General features: G+C 66.2%; 16 protein-coding genes. 9 read left to right on the top strand and 7 right to left on the bottom strand.

Going from position 1 to position 16,268, the window contains the following annotated elements:
• Positions 1-24 precede the first annotated feature (24 nt).
• Together ccmB and ccmA are read right to left on the bottom strand one after the other, a co-directional pair.
• On the bottom strand, positions 25-720 hold the full coding sequence (ccmB, locus tag ACZK5G_RS14950) for a heme exporter protein CcmB (protein WP_032129785.1): 696 nt from the start codon (positions 718-720) through the stop codon (positions 25-27).
• Positions 717-1,346 carry a heme ABC exporter ATP-binding protein CcmA gene (gene ccmA / locus ACZK5G_RS14945; RefSeq protein WP_032129784.1) on the bottom strand — a complete coding sequence of 210 codons (630 nt, stop codon included), beginning with the start codon at positions 1,344-1,346 and terminating at the stop codon, positions 717-719. The genes ccmB and ccmA overlap by 4 nt, the downstream gene beginning before the upstream one ends.
• Before the next feature lie 188 nt (positions 1,347-1,534).
• On the opposite strand from ccmA, the gene ACZK5G_RS14940 reads away from it, so the two are divergent.
• From ACZK5G_RS14940 to ACZK5G_RS14930, 3 genes are all read left to right on the top strand, one after another.
• On the top strand, positions 1,535-2,683 hold the full coding sequence (locus tag ACZK5G_RS14940) for a pyridoxal phosphate-dependent aminotransferase (protein WP_164135957.1): 1,149 nt from the start codon (positions 1,535-1,537) through the stop codon (positions 2,681-2,683).
• A gap of 14 nt (positions 2,684-2,697) precedes the next feature.
• Positions 2,698-3,504 carry an amidohydrolase gene (locus tag ACZK5G_RS14935; RefSeq protein ID WP_478463921.1) on the top strand — a complete coding sequence of 269 codons (807 nt, stop codon included), beginning with the start codon at positions 2,698-2,700 and terminating at the stop codon, positions 3,502-3,504.
• 103 nt (positions 3,505-3,607) lie between these two features.
• A complete protein-coding gene (locus tag ACZK5G_RS14930) occupies positions 3,608-4,042 on the top strand; it encodes a hypothetical protein (protein ID WP_032129781.1) in 435 nt (144 codons plus the stop codon).
• On the opposite strand, the gene ACZK5G_RS14925 is transcribed toward ACZK5G_RS14930, so the two are convergent.
• Entirely contained in the window at positions 4,029-4,322 is a 294-nt protein-coding gene (locus tag ACZK5G_RS14925) for a hypothetical protein (protein WP_032129780.1), read from the bottom strand. The two genes, ACZK5G_RS14930 and ACZK5G_RS14925, sit on opposite strands and share 14 nt — an antisense overlap.
• Before the next feature lie 372 nt (positions 4,323-4,694).
• Here ACZK5G_RS14925 and ACZK5G_RS14920 point away from each other — a divergent pair, with 372 nt between their 5' ends.
• Positions 4,695-5,084, top strand: coding sequence for a hypothetical protein (locus ACZK5G_RS14920; protein ID WP_230080608.1), 390 nt, complete (start codon positions 4,695-4,697; stop codon positions 5,082-5,084).
• 84 nt (positions 5,085-5,168) lie between these two features.
• On the opposite strand, the gene ACZK5G_RS14915 is transcribed toward ACZK5G_RS14920, so the two are convergent.
• Positions 5,169-6,317, bottom strand: coding sequence for an MFS transporter (locus tag ACZK5G_RS14915; protein WP_197615989.1), 1,149 nt, complete (start codon positions 6,315-6,317; stop codon positions 5,169-5,171).
• Between the two features lie 90 nt (positions 6,318-6,407).
• Between ACZK5G_RS14915 and ACZK5G_RS14910 the strand changes: the two genes are divergently transcribed.
• Positions 6,408-7,196 carry an AraC family transcriptional regulator gene (locus tag ACZK5G_RS14910; RefSeq protein WP_071229736.1) on the top strand — a complete coding sequence of 263 codons (789 nt, stop codon included), beginning with the start codon at positions 6,408-6,410 and terminating at the stop codon, positions 7,194-7,196.
• A gap of 106 nt (positions 7,197-7,302) precedes the next feature.
• Here ACZK5G_RS14910 and ACZK5G_RS14905 read toward each other — a convergent pair whose 3' ends face one another.
• From ACZK5G_RS14905 to ACZK5G_RS14895, 3 genes are read right to left on the bottom strand one after another with little or no spacing between them, the layout of a single operon-like run.
• Positions 7,303-8,952 carry a pseudouridine synthase gene (locus ACZK5G_RS14905; RefSeq protein ID WP_049401107.1) on the bottom strand — a complete coding sequence of 550 codons (1,650 nt, stop codon included), beginning with the start codon at positions 8,950-8,952 and terminating at the stop codon, positions 7,303-7,305.
• On the bottom strand, positions 8,945-9,820 hold the full coding sequence (gene scpB, locus ACZK5G_RS14900; RefSeq protein WP_478463919.1) for an SMC-Scp complex subunit ScpB: 876 nt from the start codon (positions 9,818-9,820) through the stop codon (positions 8,945-8,947). Before scpB ends, ACZK5G_RS14905 begins: the two co-directional genes overlap by 8 nt.
• 13 nt (positions 9,821-9,833) lie before the next feature.
• A complete protein-coding gene (locus ACZK5G_RS14895) occupies positions 9,834-10,739 on the bottom strand; it encodes a segregation and condensation protein A (protein ID WP_006456456.1) in 906 nt (301 codons plus the stop codon).
• A 375-nt stretch (positions 10,740-11,114) separates the two neighbouring features.
• On the opposite strand from ACZK5G_RS14895, the gene ACZK5G_RS14890 reads away from it, so the two are divergent.
• The 4 genes from ACZK5G_RS14890 (at position 11,115) to ACZK5G_RS14875 (ending at position 16,036) form a co-directional block, all read left to right on the top strand.
• Positions 11,115-11,414 carry a YciI family protein gene (locus tag ACZK5G_RS14890; protein WP_032129789.1) on the top strand — a complete coding sequence of 100 codons (300 nt, stop codon included), beginning with the start codon at positions 11,115-11,117 and terminating at the stop codon, positions 11,412-11,414.
• Positions 11,411-11,686, top strand: a complete 276-nt coding sequence (locus ACZK5G_RS14885; protein WP_434060509.1) for a BolA family protein — start codon at positions 11,411-11,413, stop codon at positions 11,684-11,686. The genes ACZK5G_RS14890 and ACZK5G_RS14885 overlap by 4 nt, the downstream gene beginning before the upstream one ends.
• Positions 11,687-11,835: 149 nt before the next feature.
• The gene (locus ACZK5G_RS14880) at positions 11,836-12,873 is read left to right on the top strand and encodes a LacI family DNA-binding transcriptional regulator (protein WP_032129774.1); all 1,038 of its coding nucleotides are present in this window, start codon (positions 11,836-11,838) and stop codon (positions 12,871-12,873) included.
• A 76-nt stretch (positions 12,874-12,949) separates the two neighbouring features.
• Complete coding sequence (locus ACZK5G_RS14875) at positions 12,950-16,036, top strand: TonB-dependent receptor (RefSeq protein ID WP_423175017.1); 3,087 nt, start codon at positions 12,950-12,952, stop codon at positions 16,034-16,036.
• The last annotated feature ends 232 nt before the right edge of the window (positions 16,037-16,268 follow it).

Genomic DNA, 16,268 nt, shown 5'->3' with positions numbered 1-16,268 from the left:
GGGGTGGATTGGCTCTCAGCTCGGTCAACTCAGAGAAATACGTATTGCAGCGGCGGTGGCCAACGGCGCCAGCACCAGCGCGACCAGCAGGCCGGCGCCCAGCATCAGCAGCGCACCGACCGGATCCTGTCCGCGTCCCGCCGCTGCCAGGCTGCCTGCACCGAACACCAGCACCGGCACGTACAGCGGCAACGACAGCAACGCCACGAGAATACCAGAGCGCCGGATGCCTACGGTCAGTGCAGCGACCACGCCACCGATCAGGCTCAGCAACGGTGTTCCCAGCAGCAACGATGCCAGCAACATCGGCAGCTGGTCATGCGGCAGATGCAGCATTTCGGCCAGCAACGGGCTGACCACGATCAGCGGCAGCGCAGTGGTGGCCCAGTGCAGCAGCACGCGCACCAGCACCAGCCAGGCCAGCGGCACCGGCGCCAGCAGCCATTGCTCCAGCGAGCCGTCTTCGGCATCGGAGCGGAACAGCGAATCCAGCGACAGCTGGCCGGCCAGCAGTACCGCCAGCCACAGCACCGCGCCGGCGGTGGCGGCCAGTAGTTGCGGTTCGCGGCCCTGGGCGAGCGCGAACAGCACCACCACCAGTACCGCGAACAGCAGCGGCTGCAGCGCATCGCCGCGGCGGCGCCAGAGCAGGCGCAGGTCGCGCTTGAGCAGGGCCGCTGCGGTCTGCCACAGGCCCGGTTCGGTGCCTGGCGCGATCATGCGGTACCGCCGAGGTCGAGCTGGCGGGTACGCACCGGCGGTGCGGCATAGGCGCCGTGGGTGGTGACCAGCGCCGCGCCACCGGCGCGGAGGTGCGCGGAAATCATCCGGTTGACCAGGGTGATGCCCTCCAGGTCGAGGTTGGCATAGGGTTCGTCGAGCAGCCACAACGGCGCCGGTGACAGCCAGATGCGTGCCAGTGCCAGCCGCCGCTTCTGCCCGGCGGACAGATGCCGAACGAGAGTGTCCTCATAACCGGCCAAGCCGACGATGGCCAGCGCGTTGCCCGGCATCTGCCGTGCGCGACGGCCGTGCAGGCCACACAGGAAATGCAGGTTCTCCAGCGTGTCCAGATCGGGCTTCAATGCGGGCAGGTGGCTGAGGTAGGCGACGTAACGCGCGCGCTCGGCATTGCCGGCCGGCCTGCCATCGATCTGCACCTGCCCGGCACCAGGCCGGGCCAGGCCCGCCAGCACGCGCAGCAGGGTGGTCTTGCCGGCGCCATTGCCGCCCTGAACCAGCAGGGCTTCGCCGGCGTCCACATGGAAGTCCAGCGGGCCGAACACCGGCTCGTCATTGCGGGAAAAGCTCAGGCCGCTGGCGGCCAGCAATGCAGGGGTGTTCAAGGGGCAAAGGTCTTCATGCCGGAGTGCGGCGGCAATTGTAGCGGTGAATGCCCGTGGTAGTGCCGGCCGCTGGCCGGCAATTCCCCAGGGGGCCAGTCGCGTGGGCCGAGGTTGCCGGCCAGCGGCCGGCACTACCGTCGCGCGGATTGCGTAAACTCGGATCCCTTGTTCCCCCACAGCCCAGGCCGATGCAACCCACCACCAAGCTGCCCAAGGTCGGTACCACGATCTTCACCGTGATGTCCCAGCTCGCCGCCGAACACGGCGCAGTCAACCTCGGTCAGGGGTTCCCGGACTTTTCCGCACCGCAGCGCCTGATCGATGAAACCGCCAGGGCGATGGCCGCCGGGCTGAACCAGTACCCGCCGATGACGGGTGTGGCGCCGCTGCGCCAGGCCATCGCGCAGAAGGCGCTGGACTGCTACGGCGCGCAGGTCGACGCGGACAGCGAAATCACCGTCACCAGCGGCGGCACGGAGGCCATCTTCAACGCCATCCATGCCGTGGTGCGTGCGGGCGAGGAAGTGATCGTGCTCGACCCGGCGTATGACTGCTATGAACCGGCGATCGATCTGGCCGGCGCCAGGGCCGTGCATGTGTCGCTGGATCCGCAGACCTTCGCCGTCGACTGGGACCGCGTGCGTGCGGCGATCACCCCGCGTACCCGCATGCTGATTGTCAACACCCCGCACAATCCGTCCGGTGCGATGCTGTCGGCGCAGGACATGCAGGCGCTGGCCGAGCTGCTGCGCGGCACGCAGATCTACCTGATCTCCGATGAGGTGTACGAACACATCATCTACGACGGTCGCCGCCACGAGTCGGCGCTGCGCTACCCGGAACTGCGCGAGCGCGCGTTCGTCATCTCCAGTTTCGGCAAGACCTACCACTGCACTGGCTGGAAGATCGGCTATGCGATCGCCCCGCCGGCGCTGACCGCCGAGTTCCGCAAGGTGCACCAGTACAACACCTTCACCAGCTTCGGCCCGGCGCAGTACGGCTTCGCCGCGATGATCCGCGATGAGCCCGAACACCACCTGGAGCTGGGTGCGTTCTACCAGGCCAAGCGCGACCGCTTCCGCGAGCAGCTGGCCAGCACCCGGCTGAAGGCGCTGCCGGTGCCGGGCGGTTACTTCCAGCTGGTCGACTACTCGGCCATCAGCGACCTGCCGGACCATGAGTTCGTGAAGTGGCTGACCATCGAGAAGGGCGTCACTGCCATTCCGCTGTCGCCGTTCTACGAGAACCCGCCGGCCGGCCAGCGCCTGGTGCGCCTGTGCTTCGCCAAGAATGAAGCAACGATGGACGCGGCGATCGAACGCCTGCGCCTGCTCTGAGCGGAGGCGTGAACATGCAGGACCTGCGCATTTCCCTCGTCCAGGGCGACACCCGCTGGCATGACCCGGCGGGCAACCGTGAGCACTACGGCGCGCTGCTGGCACCGCTGGCCGGCAACACCGACCTGGTGGTCCTGCCGGAGACCTTCACCAGTGGCTTTTCCAATGAAGCCATTGCCCAGGCCGAAGGCATGGACGGCCCGACCGTGGCCTGGGTGCGCGAACAGGCCAAGGCGCTGGACGCGGCGGTGATCGGCAGCGTGCAGCTGCGTGATGGCGAAGGCGTCTACAACCGGCTGCTGTTCGCCACGCCCGACGGCGAGCTGCAGTACTACGACAAGCGCCACTTGTTCCGCTATGGCGGCGAGCACGAGCGCTATGCGGCCGGTCGCGGGCGCCTGAGCGTGGAATGGAAGGGCTGGCGGATCAATCCGCAGGTCTGCTACGACCTGCGTTTCCCGGTGTTCTGCCGCAACCGCTACAACGTTGAACGTCCACAGCAGCTGGATTTCGACCTGCAGATATTCGTCGCCAACTGGCCGTCGACACGTGCCTATGCGTGGAAGACACTGCTGCGTGCACGTGCGATCGAGAATCTGTGCTTCGTTGCCGCGGTGAACCGTGTCGGCGTCGATGGCAACCAGCTGCACTATGCCGGCGACAGCGCGGTGATCGACTTCCTCGGCCAGCCGCAGGTGGAAATCCGCGAGCGCGAACAGGTGGTCACCACCACCATCTCGGCCGAGGCGCTGGCCGCACACCGCGCGCGCTTTCCGGCGATGCTTGATGCCGATGCCTTCCACCTGGACGAGCAGGCCTGAGCGACGGCCTGAACGCCGCCGCACCAGCGCGCGCGCCTGCATTCAACGTGCACGCGCGCGCTGCTAGATTCGCCGCCAGTCCGACCGAACTGGAAGTCCTGCCATGAACACGTCCTTCGCCCTGCTGCTGGCGCTGTCCGCCGCATCGCTGGCCCCGGCCGCGCACGCCGCCGGCAACCTCGACTGCGAGCTGCGCTACAACCTCTCCGGCTGGTCGCTGATCTACAAGACCGCCTCCGGCAATGGCACGGTCACCTGCAGCAACGGCGCCAGCATGCCGGTGCGCATCCAGATGAAGGGCGGCGGCCTGACCGTGGGCAAGTCGAAGATCACCAACGGGCGTGGCAGCTTCACCGGCGCGGTCAGCGTCAACGAACTGCTGGGTACTTACGCCTCGGTCGGCGCGCATGCCGGTGCGGTGAAGTCCAGTAACGCACAGGTGATGACCAAGGGTGATATCTCGCTGGCCCTGTCCGGTACCGGCAAGGGCTGGGACCTGGGCGTGGACGGCACCGCGTTCACCCTCAGCCGGCGCTGAGGCGCGACGGCTCGGCAGATCCCCAGCTGATGCGGATGTAGTGCTGTTCGGAATCGCTCAACAACCGTTCGACACCGAAACCATTCTTGAGCAGTTGTGCGGTCACGTCTTCGACGAGCTGCTCGCTGGCCATCACCTGGCTGAAGCCGAACACGAGATAGCGGCGGCCATTCTCCGAGCCGATCTGGATCGAGTTGTCGAGGTCGCGGTAGAACTGTTCGATCGGGCGCTTGGCGGCATCGGCGTTGGCGCGGGCCTGTTCGGCGGTAATGGTGATCATGGGCATCTGCCTGGTGTGAGAGAGCGCGCACGATAGCCAGCGCCCTGATGTGAATTCCGGGCGTGGCGCACAATGCCTTGTGTTTGCAGCAATTCCTAACATGCGGTGTGAGCGTCGATCCGCGCCGGAAAAGTGCCGCGCGGCGGTGAGCATCCTGCATCGACATGAAGTCATCGGGCAGGGATAGGGGCCAACCGCAGTGGAGGCGGTGCAACGCACCGCCCAGAGCGGGTCCTGCAGCTATCCGACGCTGTGGGCGCGCAGTGCATTTACGTTTCCTTGACCCTGCAGTAACCCCGCAATGCCTAACAGGGACGTCCCAGCGATTCTGCTGGGATCATTGGAGACGCTGGAATGGAGTTCAGAACGTCCGTGCTGCTCGTGGCCCTCATCGCCACGCCCGCCATCGCCCACGCCGAGGTCTGCCTGTCTGACAGCGGACTCGTTGTGCCGTGTCCTAGCCTGTTGCCGCATCCGGTGACGGCCAGATTCGAGATCGGCACCCTGCCGCGTGTGGCTGGCTCGCCGTCGGAAATCTACATCACAGGCGGCGGCCAGGTGGATGGAACGAGTAATTTCTCGGTCTATGCCAATGGTCAGTTCCTGTGCCGTACCAATGACAATTACGACGGTGGCAACACCACGCCCATCCGCCATTGCACCGCGACCATCGCAACACCCGGGACCTATGTGATCTCGGCGTCGCGCAACAGTCCTGGCAACTTCCTCGCGCCGATGGACGAAGTGATCAACGTGCAGTAACCCGCTGTTCGCTGATCCAGGCCCCGGGGCAGGGACCTCGGGGCCCCTGCTGCTCGCGTGGCAGCAGGAGCGAGTCCTTCATCGTTACGATCGGCAGCCAGGCCTTCCGCCGTCGACTGACCGATCCCGCTGCAGCCACAAGGCCAGCAGGCCACACACGATGAGGGTCGGTGCCAGCAGCTGCACTGCACCGACCAACGCCATTGCCGCGCCGATCAACAGGTAGTAAAGCAGGCCGAACAGCGCGCCTGCGCTGCCGAGACAGTGTGGATAGCCGCGCAGGGCCTGGCCGAGCACATTGGGAATGGCAAGGCCGAAGCCAGTCACCACCGGCACCATCGCCGCGACCAGGGCAGGGTGATCATGCAGCAGCGCGGCCAGCAGGCCTCCCGTCAGAACCAGGCCTGCGGCGATGCGGATGCGCGTGGTTGCGGCAACGCCTGCACGCAGCAGGCGGCCATTGCCCCACGCGCCCAGTGCCGAGCCCAATGCCAGCACCGCGCCGCTGGCGCCGAACCAGGTGGCTGGCCAGTGCAGGCGCGCAAACAGGAAGGGGCCGAGTGCATACCAGCTGTACATCGCCACGTTGAAGGCCATCACCAGCAACGCGTGTGACCAGATCCAGCGATCGTGCAGCAGTTCCCGCAGCAGCGGCAGCATGGGCGTGTGCGGGATATGTGCAGGGCGGCTTTCGCGCAGGCCAGCCAGGCATGCGACTGCCAGCAGGACAGCTATCAGCAGCAGGCCGGACTGTACGCCGAGATAGCCATTGGCGGCGACCAGCAGCGTGCCCAGTGCAAGACCGATGGCCGGGCTCAGGGCCAGGGCCATGCCGATCCAGGAGAATGCCTGGGCCAACGCTGGCCCCTGCAGATGGTCGCGCAGCACGGTCTGGGTCACCACCGAAGCGGCGGCGGCGCCGACTGCGGCCAACGCCTGGGCCAGCAGCACGTGGCCGAAGCTGCCAGCCACCAGCCCGCCCAATGCGCCCGCTGCGAAAACGCCGAGGCCACAGAGAAGGGCAGGGCGACGACCGATACGATCGGCCAGACGCCCCCACAGCAGCACGCCTGCAGCGAAGCCGAACAGGTACAGGCTCATGGCCTGGCTGGCGGCACTCGGCGGCAGGGCGAAGCGTTCGGCCAGATCGGCCAGGGCCGGGCTGTACAGGGTCTGTGCCAACTGCGGAAACATCAGCAGTGCAATGGTGAGCAGCAACAGGCGGCGCGACATGCGGGCGCTCCAGGAACAGGGCCGCGCATTGTGGTCGCGTCCGCAATGGCGCACTCTGTATATCCTGTCATCGAATACATGAAATAAGACATGGCCTGGTTGCAGCCGGATGCACACTTCGACGCCGATGCCTGGGGCGCTCCGGTGCTGGGTATCGCGGCCTCATTGGCGGATCACGACTCGGGTTGGCACCAGCATGCGCGCGCGCAGCTGCTGTACACCCGGCAGGGCTGTACGCGCCTGACCTACGGTGATCGCATCAGCCTGCTGCCGCCCGCGCGCGCAGCGTGGATTCCGGGTGGGCTGCGCCATCGCGCGCAGATGCGCCAGGCGGTCGACTACCGTTCGTTGTACTTCGATGCCACCCTGTCGGCCCAGCTGCCCCGCCAGCCGGCCATCATCGGCGTGGGCCCGCTGCTGCAGGCCTTGCTGGAGCCGATCGCGCAGGCACCGTTCGACCATGACTGGCAGTCGCCGCGCGCACACCATCAACTGGCGTTGTGCGTGCTGGAAATCGTCGCTGCACCGGTGGCGCCGATGGACCTGCCTCTGCCGCGTGATCCGCGGATCGCACGTTGTCTGCCGCTGGCCGAACAGTTGCCGCCCGAACTGGGCGAATTGGCCGCGCGTGCGGACCTGAGCGTGCGTACCGTTGGCCGGCTAATGCAGCGTGATACCGGCATGAGCTACCAGGCCTGGCGCCAGCAATGGCGCCTGATGCGGGCCATGGAGCTGCTGCTGCTCGGCCATCGCGTCGCGCATGTGGCGCAGGACACCGGCTTCTCCGCCGAGAGCCCGTTCATCGCCTTCTTCCGCAGCATGACCGGCACCACACCCGCCGCGTTCCAGCGCCACGCAAAAGGGGACGGAGGGGATTAAGTCGCTTTCGCCCCTTTGAGGCAAAAACGACTTAATCCCCTCCGTCCCCTTTTTAAAGAAAAACCCCGGCCGGAGCCGGGATTTTTCATTTCAGTCGGATCGCTGATCAGCCGCCGCGCGGGCCGCTGCGGCGCGGGCCGCCCGGACCGCGGTTGCCACCGGGGCCGCCCGGGCCACGATTGCCACCCGGACCACCGGGACCACGGTTACCGCCCGGGCCACGGTTGTTGCCACCGCCCGGACCGCGACCGCCCGGACGGGCGCCCTGCGCCGGCTTCGGGCTGCCATACGGGTTGAAGCCCGGGGTGGCGTGGTCGGACGGGAAGCTCGGGGCATTGCCCGGATGGCCGTACGGGTGCTTGTTGCCCTGGCCCTGCGAGCGGTTGCCCGCGCCGGCCGGACGACCCTGGCCGCCTGCGCCGCCACGGCCTTCACCGCCGAAGCCGCCACGGCCCTGGCCGCCACCGGCGCCTGCGCCCGGGCCCTTCGGCTTGCCGTACGGACGGCCCTGGCCGCCTGCGCCCGGACCACGGGCACCCGGGCCACGTGCGCCCGGACCGGCATTGCGATGGCCGCTCGGGCCGGTGCTCACGCCATCCGGCACGTACCAGGTGCGGAACGCGGCCGGGTTGCCTTCCGGCAGCGAACGGTCGTTCTTCTGGGCACGCTGCTTGAACGGCTTCTGCGACTGCTTGGCCGCCGCTTCGCCGCTGACCGTCAGGCCGCCCTTGAAGCCGCCACCCTTGCCGCCGCGACCACGGCCGCGGTCTTCGCGCACGTTGTCGAAGCGACGCAGCTCGCGACCTTCGTCAGCGGTGTTGTGGCCGTTGACGTAGGCGTTGCCGCGGCCACCCTCGCGCACGCGCACGGTGGTCTTGGCGGCGCGGCGCTGGCCGATTACCGGCTGCAGGGTCAGTGCCGACGGTGCGCCTTCTTCCAGCTTCAGCTGCGCACGCAGGGCTTCCACCTGGGCGGTGCCCAGTTCCACCGAATGGCCGCGGGCCAGTTCGCGCGGCAGGCTCACCTTGCCGTAGCGGGTGCGCTTCAGGCGGCTGACCTGGCAGCCCTGCGACTCCCACAGGCGACGCACTTCGCGGTTGCGGCCTTCCTTCACCACGACACGGAACCAGTCGTGCGAGTCGGTGCCGCCGATGCGTTCGATCTCGTCGAACTTGGCCGGACCGTCTTCCAGTGCCACGCCACGGGTGAGGCGATCGACGATGGCGTCGGAGACCTTTTCCTCGCCTTCCGGTGCGCGCACGCGCACCACGTATTCGCGTTCGACCTCGAACGACGGGTGCATCATGGCGTTGGCCAGTTCACCGTCGGTGGTGGCCAGCAGCAGGCCGGTGGTGTTGATGTCGAGGCGGCCGATCGCGATCCAGCGCGCGCCCTTCAGCGGCGGCAGCGATTCGAACACGGTCGGGCGGCCTTCCGGATCATCGCGGGTGGTCACTTCGCCTTCCGGCTTGTTGTAGACCAGCACGCGCGACGGCTCGGCCAGGGCGGTGGCGACGAAGCCACGGCCATCCAGTTCGATCTTGTCGCCGCTCTTGACCGACATGCCGGTCTGCGCGACTTCACCGTTGACCTTGACCAGGCCTTCGGCGATGCGCTGTTCCAGCGCGCGGCGCGAGCCGAGGCCGGCCTGTGCCAGCACCTTGTGCAGGCGTTCTTCCAACTTGAACTGTTCGGAGGTGGCTTCGCGCTTCAGCGAGAGCTTGTTCAACGACAGCTTGCGAGGGGTGTCACTCATCAGTTTTGCTCCGGCCGACGGTTTCGAGGTCGGCCTCTGGTTCGGAATCGGCTTGGTCAACAGCCACGGTCGTCATCGCGACGGCGTTGTCTTCGCGTTCGTTCACTGGCACCGCGCGCTCGCCCGGCGCGGAATCGGGGTGCCCATCATCGAGGGGCGAAGGTGCTTGCTCATCGGAAGCCGGCGCAGGGGCTGCGTCGGCGGAATCGGGGGTGTCACTGCCGGCCAGGCCGGCATCATCGTTCGCGGCAGCGCCTTCGTCGCCGGCCGAGATGTCAGGACCGTCGGCGCTTGCCGTTGCCGGTGCATCGCGGTCCAGGGACAGCTGGGGTTCCAGCTCGCCCAGGTCCTTCAGTTCCGACAGTGGCGGCAGTTCATCCAATCGCTTCAGGCCGAAATAATCCAGAAAGCCCTTGGTGGTGCCGAACAGCGCCGGCTTGCCGGGTACGTCGCGGTGGCCGACCACGCGGATCCACTCGCGTTCTTCCAGCGCCTGGATGATGTTGCTGCTGACCGCCACGCCGCGCACCTGCTCGATCTCGCCGCGGGTGATCGGCTGCCGGTAGGCGATCAGCGCCAGGGTTTCCAGGGTGGCGCGGGTGTAACGGGTCTTGCGTTCGGTCCACAGCCGGCTGATCCAGCCATGCACTTCGCCGGTGACCTGGTAGCGGAAGCCGGAGGCGACCTCGACCAGTTCCACGCCGCGGCCTTCGCAGGCTTCGCGCAGCCGTTCCAGTGCGCGTTCGATGCTGCCCGGCGGTGCCGGTTCCTCTTCCGGGAACAGGTCCTTCAGCTGGGCCAGGGTGAGCGGCTGGCTGGAGGCCAACAGGGCACCCTCGACAATGCGGTCGATCAGCGATTGATCCATCGGCAGTCAGCGCTCACTCGTCCGCATTGGCGGCGTCGTTGTCGTCGAACTCGCTGCTGAACTGCAGCGGGGCGTTGGTGTTGCCGGCGGCCAGCGATTTCACGTAGATCGGCGCCAGCGGTTCTTCCTGGACGATGTCCAGCAGCTGTTCCTTGGCCAGTTCCAGCACCGCCAGGAACGTGACCAGCACGCCCAGCTTGCCTTCTTCGGCCGTGAACAAGCCTTCAAAACGATAGAACTTGCCATCTTCCAGGCGTCCCAGCACTTCGCCCATGCGTTGCCGCACGCTCAGTGCCTCACGCTTGATGGCGTGGCCGCTGAACAGCTCGGCGCGCTTGAGCACGTCGTGCAGCGCCAGCAGCATCTCCTTCAGGTCCACCGGCGGCGGCAGTTTCACCGTAGCGCGTTCGGGCATGAAGGCATGGGCCAGGCTGGTGTCGCGGTCCTGGCGGGGCAGGGCGTCGATGTCCTCGGCGGCCTGCTTGAAACGTTCGTATTCCTGCAGCCGGCGCACCAGCTCGGCGCGCGGGTCGGCCTCATCGCCTTCCTCGCTGACCGGGCGCGGCAGCAACATGCGCGACTTCACCTCGGCCAGGATCGCCGCCATCACCAGGTACTCGGCGGCCAGCTCGAAGCGCAGCTCGCGCATCACGGTGATGTATTCCACGTACTGCCGGGTGATCTCGGCGACGGGAATGTCCAGGACATCCAGGTTCTGGCGGCGGATCAGGTACAGCAGCAGGTCCAGCGGGCCTTCGAAGGCATCCAGGATGACTTCCAGCGCGTCCGGCGGAATGTACAGGTCCTGCGGAATCTGCAGGACCGGTTGCCCATGCACCACGGCCAGCGGCATTTCCTGCTGCTGGGGGGCGGGCGGCCGGGTTGGCGGGTTCGCGTCGAGCGCGAGTTCGGAAGTCATCTAATGGACATCAGGATTGCAACGGACCAGTCGCGGCACCGGGTTCGCCGGGCCAACGCCACGGAGCCCCAGGGCACCAGACACGCCGGGATCGGCGCGATTCCACACATATCAAACAGCAGGACGCGCCGCAGGAAACGGCAGCGACGGAACTACGGGGAGGTCGTCTACGTGGCCCGGCCAGGTGGTCCGGTTTGAAGCAGCGGGACGGTCGTCGGGGGCTGCGTTGGCCGCAAAAACCGACGGGCTGCTGCATCCAGCCACGTGCAATGGAGTCTAGGGTAAGCCTTTGTTGCGCCAGTGTCCAGCCGGGCCGGGGCAGGGGCCGCATTGGCTAGAATCTGCGGACCCGACAACGCAAGCGAGGAAATGCCGGTGTGGTATGTGATCGAAGGGTATGACGGCCAGGATGTGCTGGCGCAGCGGCTGCAGGCGCGGCCGGAACACCTGGCGCGGTTGCACGCGCTGCGCGACGAGGGACGCCTGCTGCTGGCCGGCCCCTGCCCGGCGGTGGACAGTGAAGACCCCGGCCCGGCCGGTTTCAGCGGCTCGGTGGTGATCGCGCAGTTCGAGTCGCTGCTGCAGGCCCAGGCCTGGGCCGACGCCGACCCGTACGTGGCCGCCGGCGTCTACACCCGCGTGCAGGTGCGACCGTTCCGGAAGGTGTTGCCGTGAACGCGGAACGGATCTCGCGAATGCGTGATGCGCTGCAGCATGCGCTGGCGCCGAGCGTGCTCGAGATCGAGGACGACAGCCATCGCCACGCAGGCCATGCCGGTGCGCGCGATGGCCGCGGCCATTTCAACGTACATGTGGTCAGTGAACGCTTCGCCGGACTGGGCCCGCTGGCCCGGCATCGCGCGGTGTACGCCGCGCTGGGGACGATGATGGAGACCGATATCCACGCGTTGTCCATCCGCGCGCAGACCCCGTCAGAACAGGGCTGAGCCCTTGTCCCACGCTGTCCTGGCGGGTCCCTGCGGGGGCTCGCTGCAGACAGATTTCCATGTCCATTTCGGGACATTCGCCTAACGGACTGTTTACAAGCCCAGATGGAAACGCTTACATTCCGCGCCAATGCTGGTAGGTCCAAGCCGTGGAGGGCGGCTTCGTGAACAAGGCAGCTATCACAATCAAAGACGTCGCTCGCGAAGCCCGGGTCTCCGTGGCCACGGTTTCCCGCGCGCTCAACGGGCATGAAAATGTCGCCGAACCGGTCCGCCAGCTTGTGCTGGAGGTGGCCGCACGGCTGCGTTACACCCCGCACGCCGCCGCCCGCAGCCTGAGCAGCCGGCGCACCAATACGGTGGGCGTGGTACTGCCTGACCTGTACGGCGAATTCTTCTCCGAACTGATGCGTGGCATCGACAATGTCGCCCGTAGCCGTCGCCAGCACCTGCTGGTGTCCAGCTACCACGGTGACCAGGAGCAGCAGGGCGCGGCCCTGCGCGCCATGCGCGGCCGCGTCGACGGCCTGCTGGTGCTCTCGCCCTATGCCGAGAGCCCCGGTTTCCTGACCGACAACCTGCCGCAGTCGTTGCCGACGGTGTTGATCAACACCTATCTGCCCGGGCAGGACCACCCGGTGCTGAGCATCGACGACCATGCCGGTGCGATGGCGATGACCCGCCATCTGCTTGACGCCGGCCACCGTCGCATCGCTTTCATTTCTGGCCCGGATCTCAACTTCGACGCGCGCGAGCGCCTGCGCGGCTTCCGTGACGCGCTGGCGGCTTTTGGCGGTGGCGCCGAGGGCATCGAGCTGCCCGGTGATTTCGACGAAGCTTCCGGCCATCGCGCCGGTCAGGAGTTGCTGGCAGCCGGAGCGCTGCCTGATGCCGTGTTCGCCGCCAACGACATGATGGCCCTGGGATGCCTGTATGCATTCACGCAGGCCGGTGTCCGTGTTCCGACCGATGTCGCCCTGGCGGGTTTCGATGACATTCCACTGGCGCGTTTCGTCCACCCGTCGCTGACCACCATGCAGGTCAGCATCGCCGAGCTCGGCGACCGGGCCATGACGCGCCTGCTGCAGTTGATGGACGGCACCTCCACGGACGGGACAGGGGACAAGCAGACCCTGGTTCCCCGCTTGATAGTTCGCGATTCCACCACTCCGCCATCGGGCCATTGAAGCCAGAGGCGTTCCTTCTTTTTTGATTGATCGCAGGGACCGCGCGAGCGGTTACCGCCACCCGGAGATTGAGTTGATGATGCACACCACCTTCCGCACGCCGGCACGCCGGCTGCTGAGCACCGCACTGGTCAGCTGCCTGATGCTGGCCGCCGCTCCGAACGTCATGGCGCAGTCGGCCAATGCCAGCCTGCGCGGCCAGGTTTCCGGCGCCCAGGCCGGCGCCGAAGTGACCGCCACCAACCTGGCCACCGGCACCGTCCGTCGCGGCACCGTCCGTGCCGATGGCAGCTACTCGCTGATGGGCCTGGACCCGGGCACCTATGACGTGGTCGCCAACGGCCAGTCGCAGAAGGTCACCGTCACCGTGGCCTCGACTGCTACCCTGAACTTCGCCGGTGCCGCCAGCAGCACCCCGGGTTCGACCACGGCCACCAACCTGGACACCGTCAACGTTGTCGCACCGACCCTGCTGCAGGAAGTGCGCACGTCCGAAGTCGGCAAGACCGTCAGCCTGCAGCAGATCCAGACCACGCCGCAGGTCTCGCGCAACTTCCTGGAGTTCGCTGATGCGGTGCCGGGCATGATTTTCACCCGCGATGCCAAGGGCAACACCTCGCTGCGTGGCGGTGCCACCAACTCCGACGGCACCAACGTCTACATCGATGGTGTGGGCCAGAAGAGCTACGTGAAGGGTGGCGGCATTTCCGGCCAGTCCGGCAGTGCGGGCAACCCGTTCCCGCAGCTGGCCATCGGTGAGTACAAGGTCATCACCGGCAACTACAAGGCCGAGTACGGCCAGGTGTCCAGCGCCGCGATCACGGCTGCGACCAAGTCGGGTACCAACGAGTTCAAGGGTGAGACCTTCTACCGTTATACCAACGAAAGCATGCGTGCGATGACCCCGGCCGAACGCCAGCCGGGCAAGAGCAAGGAAGACTCGGCCGAGAAGGAATACGGCTTCGCGCTGGGTGGCCCGATCATCAAGGACAAGGCCCATTTCTTCGTCACCTATGAAGCCAAGCGCTTCGATCTGCCGGTGACCATCGCGCCGGACGGTGCCGTCACTCCGTCGGCCGCCAATCTGCCCGCCGATGGTCTCGCAGGTCTCGGCCCGGCCAGCCAGCCGTTCCAGCAGGACCTGATCTTCGCCAAGATCGACTTCGAGCCGACTGACAACGATCGCATCGAACTGACCTTCCAGGACCGCGACGAAACCCAGCAGCAGTTCAGTGGCCAGACCGCGAAGGTACACGGCAAGGTCGTGGACAACACCGACCGCCGTTATGCGCTGCGCTGGAACCACAGCGGTGAGCGTTTCTACAACGAGTTGATGGTGACCCACGAGGAGGCCTTCAACAATCCGCTGCCGTTGACCATGGGCAACGGCATCATCTACACCGCACCGGATTTCGGCGACTCGGACGCCAACCGCCCGCAGGAGAAGACACTCGTCCAGGTTGGCGCGGCTGATGCCTTCGCCTCGCAGGTGAAGGGCCAGAAGGGCTGGGCGATCGAGGACAACCTGACCCTGGACGGCCTGCAGTGGGCGGGCGACCACACCATCAAGATGGGCGCCAAGTACAAGCAGATCGACCTGTACGCTTCCGACGCGGCGCAGATCAACCCTCAGTTCTCCTACACCATCGACAACCCGGCGTTCCCCTCGAGCACGCCGTATAAGGCGCAGTTCACCAAGGCCAGCACCGGCGTCACCGGCGTGCAGTCCGAGGTGCGTGCCAAGGTCAAGCAGATTGGCCTGTTCATCCAGGATGACTGGCAGGTCAACGATCATCTGCAGCTGAACATCGGCCTGCGCTGGGACTACGAAAAGAACCCGGTCTACACCGATTTCGTGACCCCGCCGGAGGTCGTGAAGGCGCTGTTCTCGCAGGATCCGAACGCGCCGGCGGGCGTGTCCCAGACCTATGCGCAGACGCTGGCGCTCAGCGGGCTGAACGTCAACGACTACATCAGCACCGGCCACAACCGCAAGAACTTCAAGAACGCCTGGCAGCCGCGCCTGGGCTTCTCGTATGACGTCAATGCCGACGAACGGCACGTGTTCCATGGTGGCGCCGGCCGTTCCTATGACCGCGACCTGTTCGACAACCTGGCACTGGAAACCACCAAGCTGGCACTGCCGCAGCCGACCGTTTACTTCCGCAACCCGGCCACCGGCAACTGCATGTACGGCCAGACTCCGTGCTTTGACTGGAACCCGAACCTGATGAACGGCATCGAGAACGTGCAGGCACTGCTGGGTTCCACCAGCAATGAAGGCATGGAAGTCGATCTGCTGAACAACAACATGAAGGTGCCGTACGCCGACCAGTTCAGCCTGGGCATGAGCAACCAGTTCGGTGAGTGGCTGACCGACGCGACGATTTCTCGCACGCTGACCTATGATGGGTTCGCCTTCACCCTGGGCAACCGCTTCAACAACGGCAACTTCTTCGATAACCAGATGCTGTGTGGTGCCAAGGAGCCGACCTACGGCCAGCCGTGGAACTGCAACATTCCGGGCTTCGGCAGCCTGATCATCGGCCAGCAGGGTATCAAGACCCGTTCCACCCAGGTGCTGCTGTCGGCGCAGAAGCCGTACAGCAAGGAAAGCGGTTGGGGCACCTCGATCGCCTATACCTGGACCAACGCGCGTCACAACCGAAACATCAACGAGCATTACTCGTTCGATCGCGGCACCATCGGTGAGTACCCGACCATCAAGTCCAACGGCGCGCCGCGCCATCGCCTGGTGGTCACCGGCTCGTATGACGGCTTCTGGGGCATCACCTTTGGCGGCAAGCTGACCCTGGCCACGCCTACCCCGGGCAATGACTGGTCCTGCATCGCGCAGGCTGGCACTGCCAACTGCCTGCCGACTCCGGCCGCGGGTACTCCGGGTGGCAATGGCCGCTTCCTGCTCGGTGGCAAGATCTTCGGCTACCGCTCGCTGGACCTGCAGGCGACCAAGACCTTCAAGCTGGCCGGCGATACCGAGCTGTATGCGCGTATCGACATCATCAACGTGCTCAACTTCGACAACTTCTCGAACCTGAACTACGTGAAGAGCGATGGCAAGCTGCTGGTGAGCTACAACGAGACCGGCGATGTGATCGGCACCCCGCGTCAGGTGAAGGCCGAAGTGGGCTTCCGCTTCTAAGCGGATCCGCCTGATGCACGACCCCGTTGCCGCCGCTCCGCCGGCGGCATCGGCTGCTTGAAAACGGCAATGGCCGGCCCCGTGCCGGTCCATTGCCCATGCCGCTGCCGGCCAGGCGGCAGCGGCATGGGCAATGATCGCGGTGTCAAACCACGTTTTTCGTGGTTTTTTCAGAACGCATCTTGTAAACGATTTCAGATCATTGGACGGTATGCTTTCCCATCGATCAGAC

It is taken from the genome of Stenotrophomonas sp. 62841_Sma, assembly GCF_056482945.1.
The sequence above is the reverse complement of the archived record's forward strand: the minus strand, read 5'-3'. Positions and strand labels throughout refer to the sequence as shown.

Bases quoted from the DNA above. Each gene is read 5' to 3' on its own strand.
- ccmB (WP_032129785.1), bottom strand. From the start codon at position 720: ATGATCGCGCCAGGCACCGAACCGGGCCTGTGGCAGACCGCAGCGGCC.
- ACZK5G_RS14940 (WP_164135957.1), top strand. From the start codon at position 1,535: ATGCAACCCACCACCAAGCTGCCCAAGGTCGGTACCACGATCTTCACC.
- ACZK5G_RS14935 (WP_478463921.1), top strand. From the start codon at position 2,698: ATGCAGGACCTGCGCATTTCCCTCGTCCAGGGCGACACCCGCTGGCAT.
- ACZK5G_RS14930 (WP_032129781.1), top strand. From the start codon at position 3,608: ATGAACACGTCCTTCGCCCTGCTGCTGGCGCTGTCCGCCGCATCGCTG.
- ACZK5G_RS14925 (WP_032129780.1), bottom strand. From the start codon at position 4,322: ATGATCACCATTACCGCCGAACAGGCCCGCGCCAACGCCGATGCCGCC.
- ACZK5G_RS14915 (WP_197615989.1), bottom strand. From the start codon at position 6,317: ATGTCGCGCCGCCTGTTGCTGCTCACCATTGCACTGCTGATGTTTCCG.
- ACZK5G_RS14910 (WP_071229736.1), top strand. From the start codon at position 6,408: ATGGCCTGGTTGCAGCCGGATGCACACTTCGACGCCGATGCCTGGGGC.
- ACZK5G_RS14905 (WP_049401107.1), bottom strand. From the start codon at position 8,952: ATGAGTGACACCCCTCGCAAGCTGTCGTTGAACAAGCTCTCGCTGAAG.
- scpB (WP_478463919.1), bottom strand. From the start codon at position 9,820: ATGGATCAATCGCTGATCGACCGCATTGTCGAGGGTGCCCTGTTGGCC.
- ACZK5G_RS14895 (WP_006456456.1), bottom strand. From the start codon at position 10,739: ATGACTTCCGAACTCGCGCTCGACGCGAACCCGCCAACCCGGCCGCCC.
- ACZK5G_RS14875 (WP_423175017.1), top strand. From the start codon at position 12,950: ATGATGCACACCACCTTCCGCACGCCGGCACGCCGGCTGCTGAGCACC.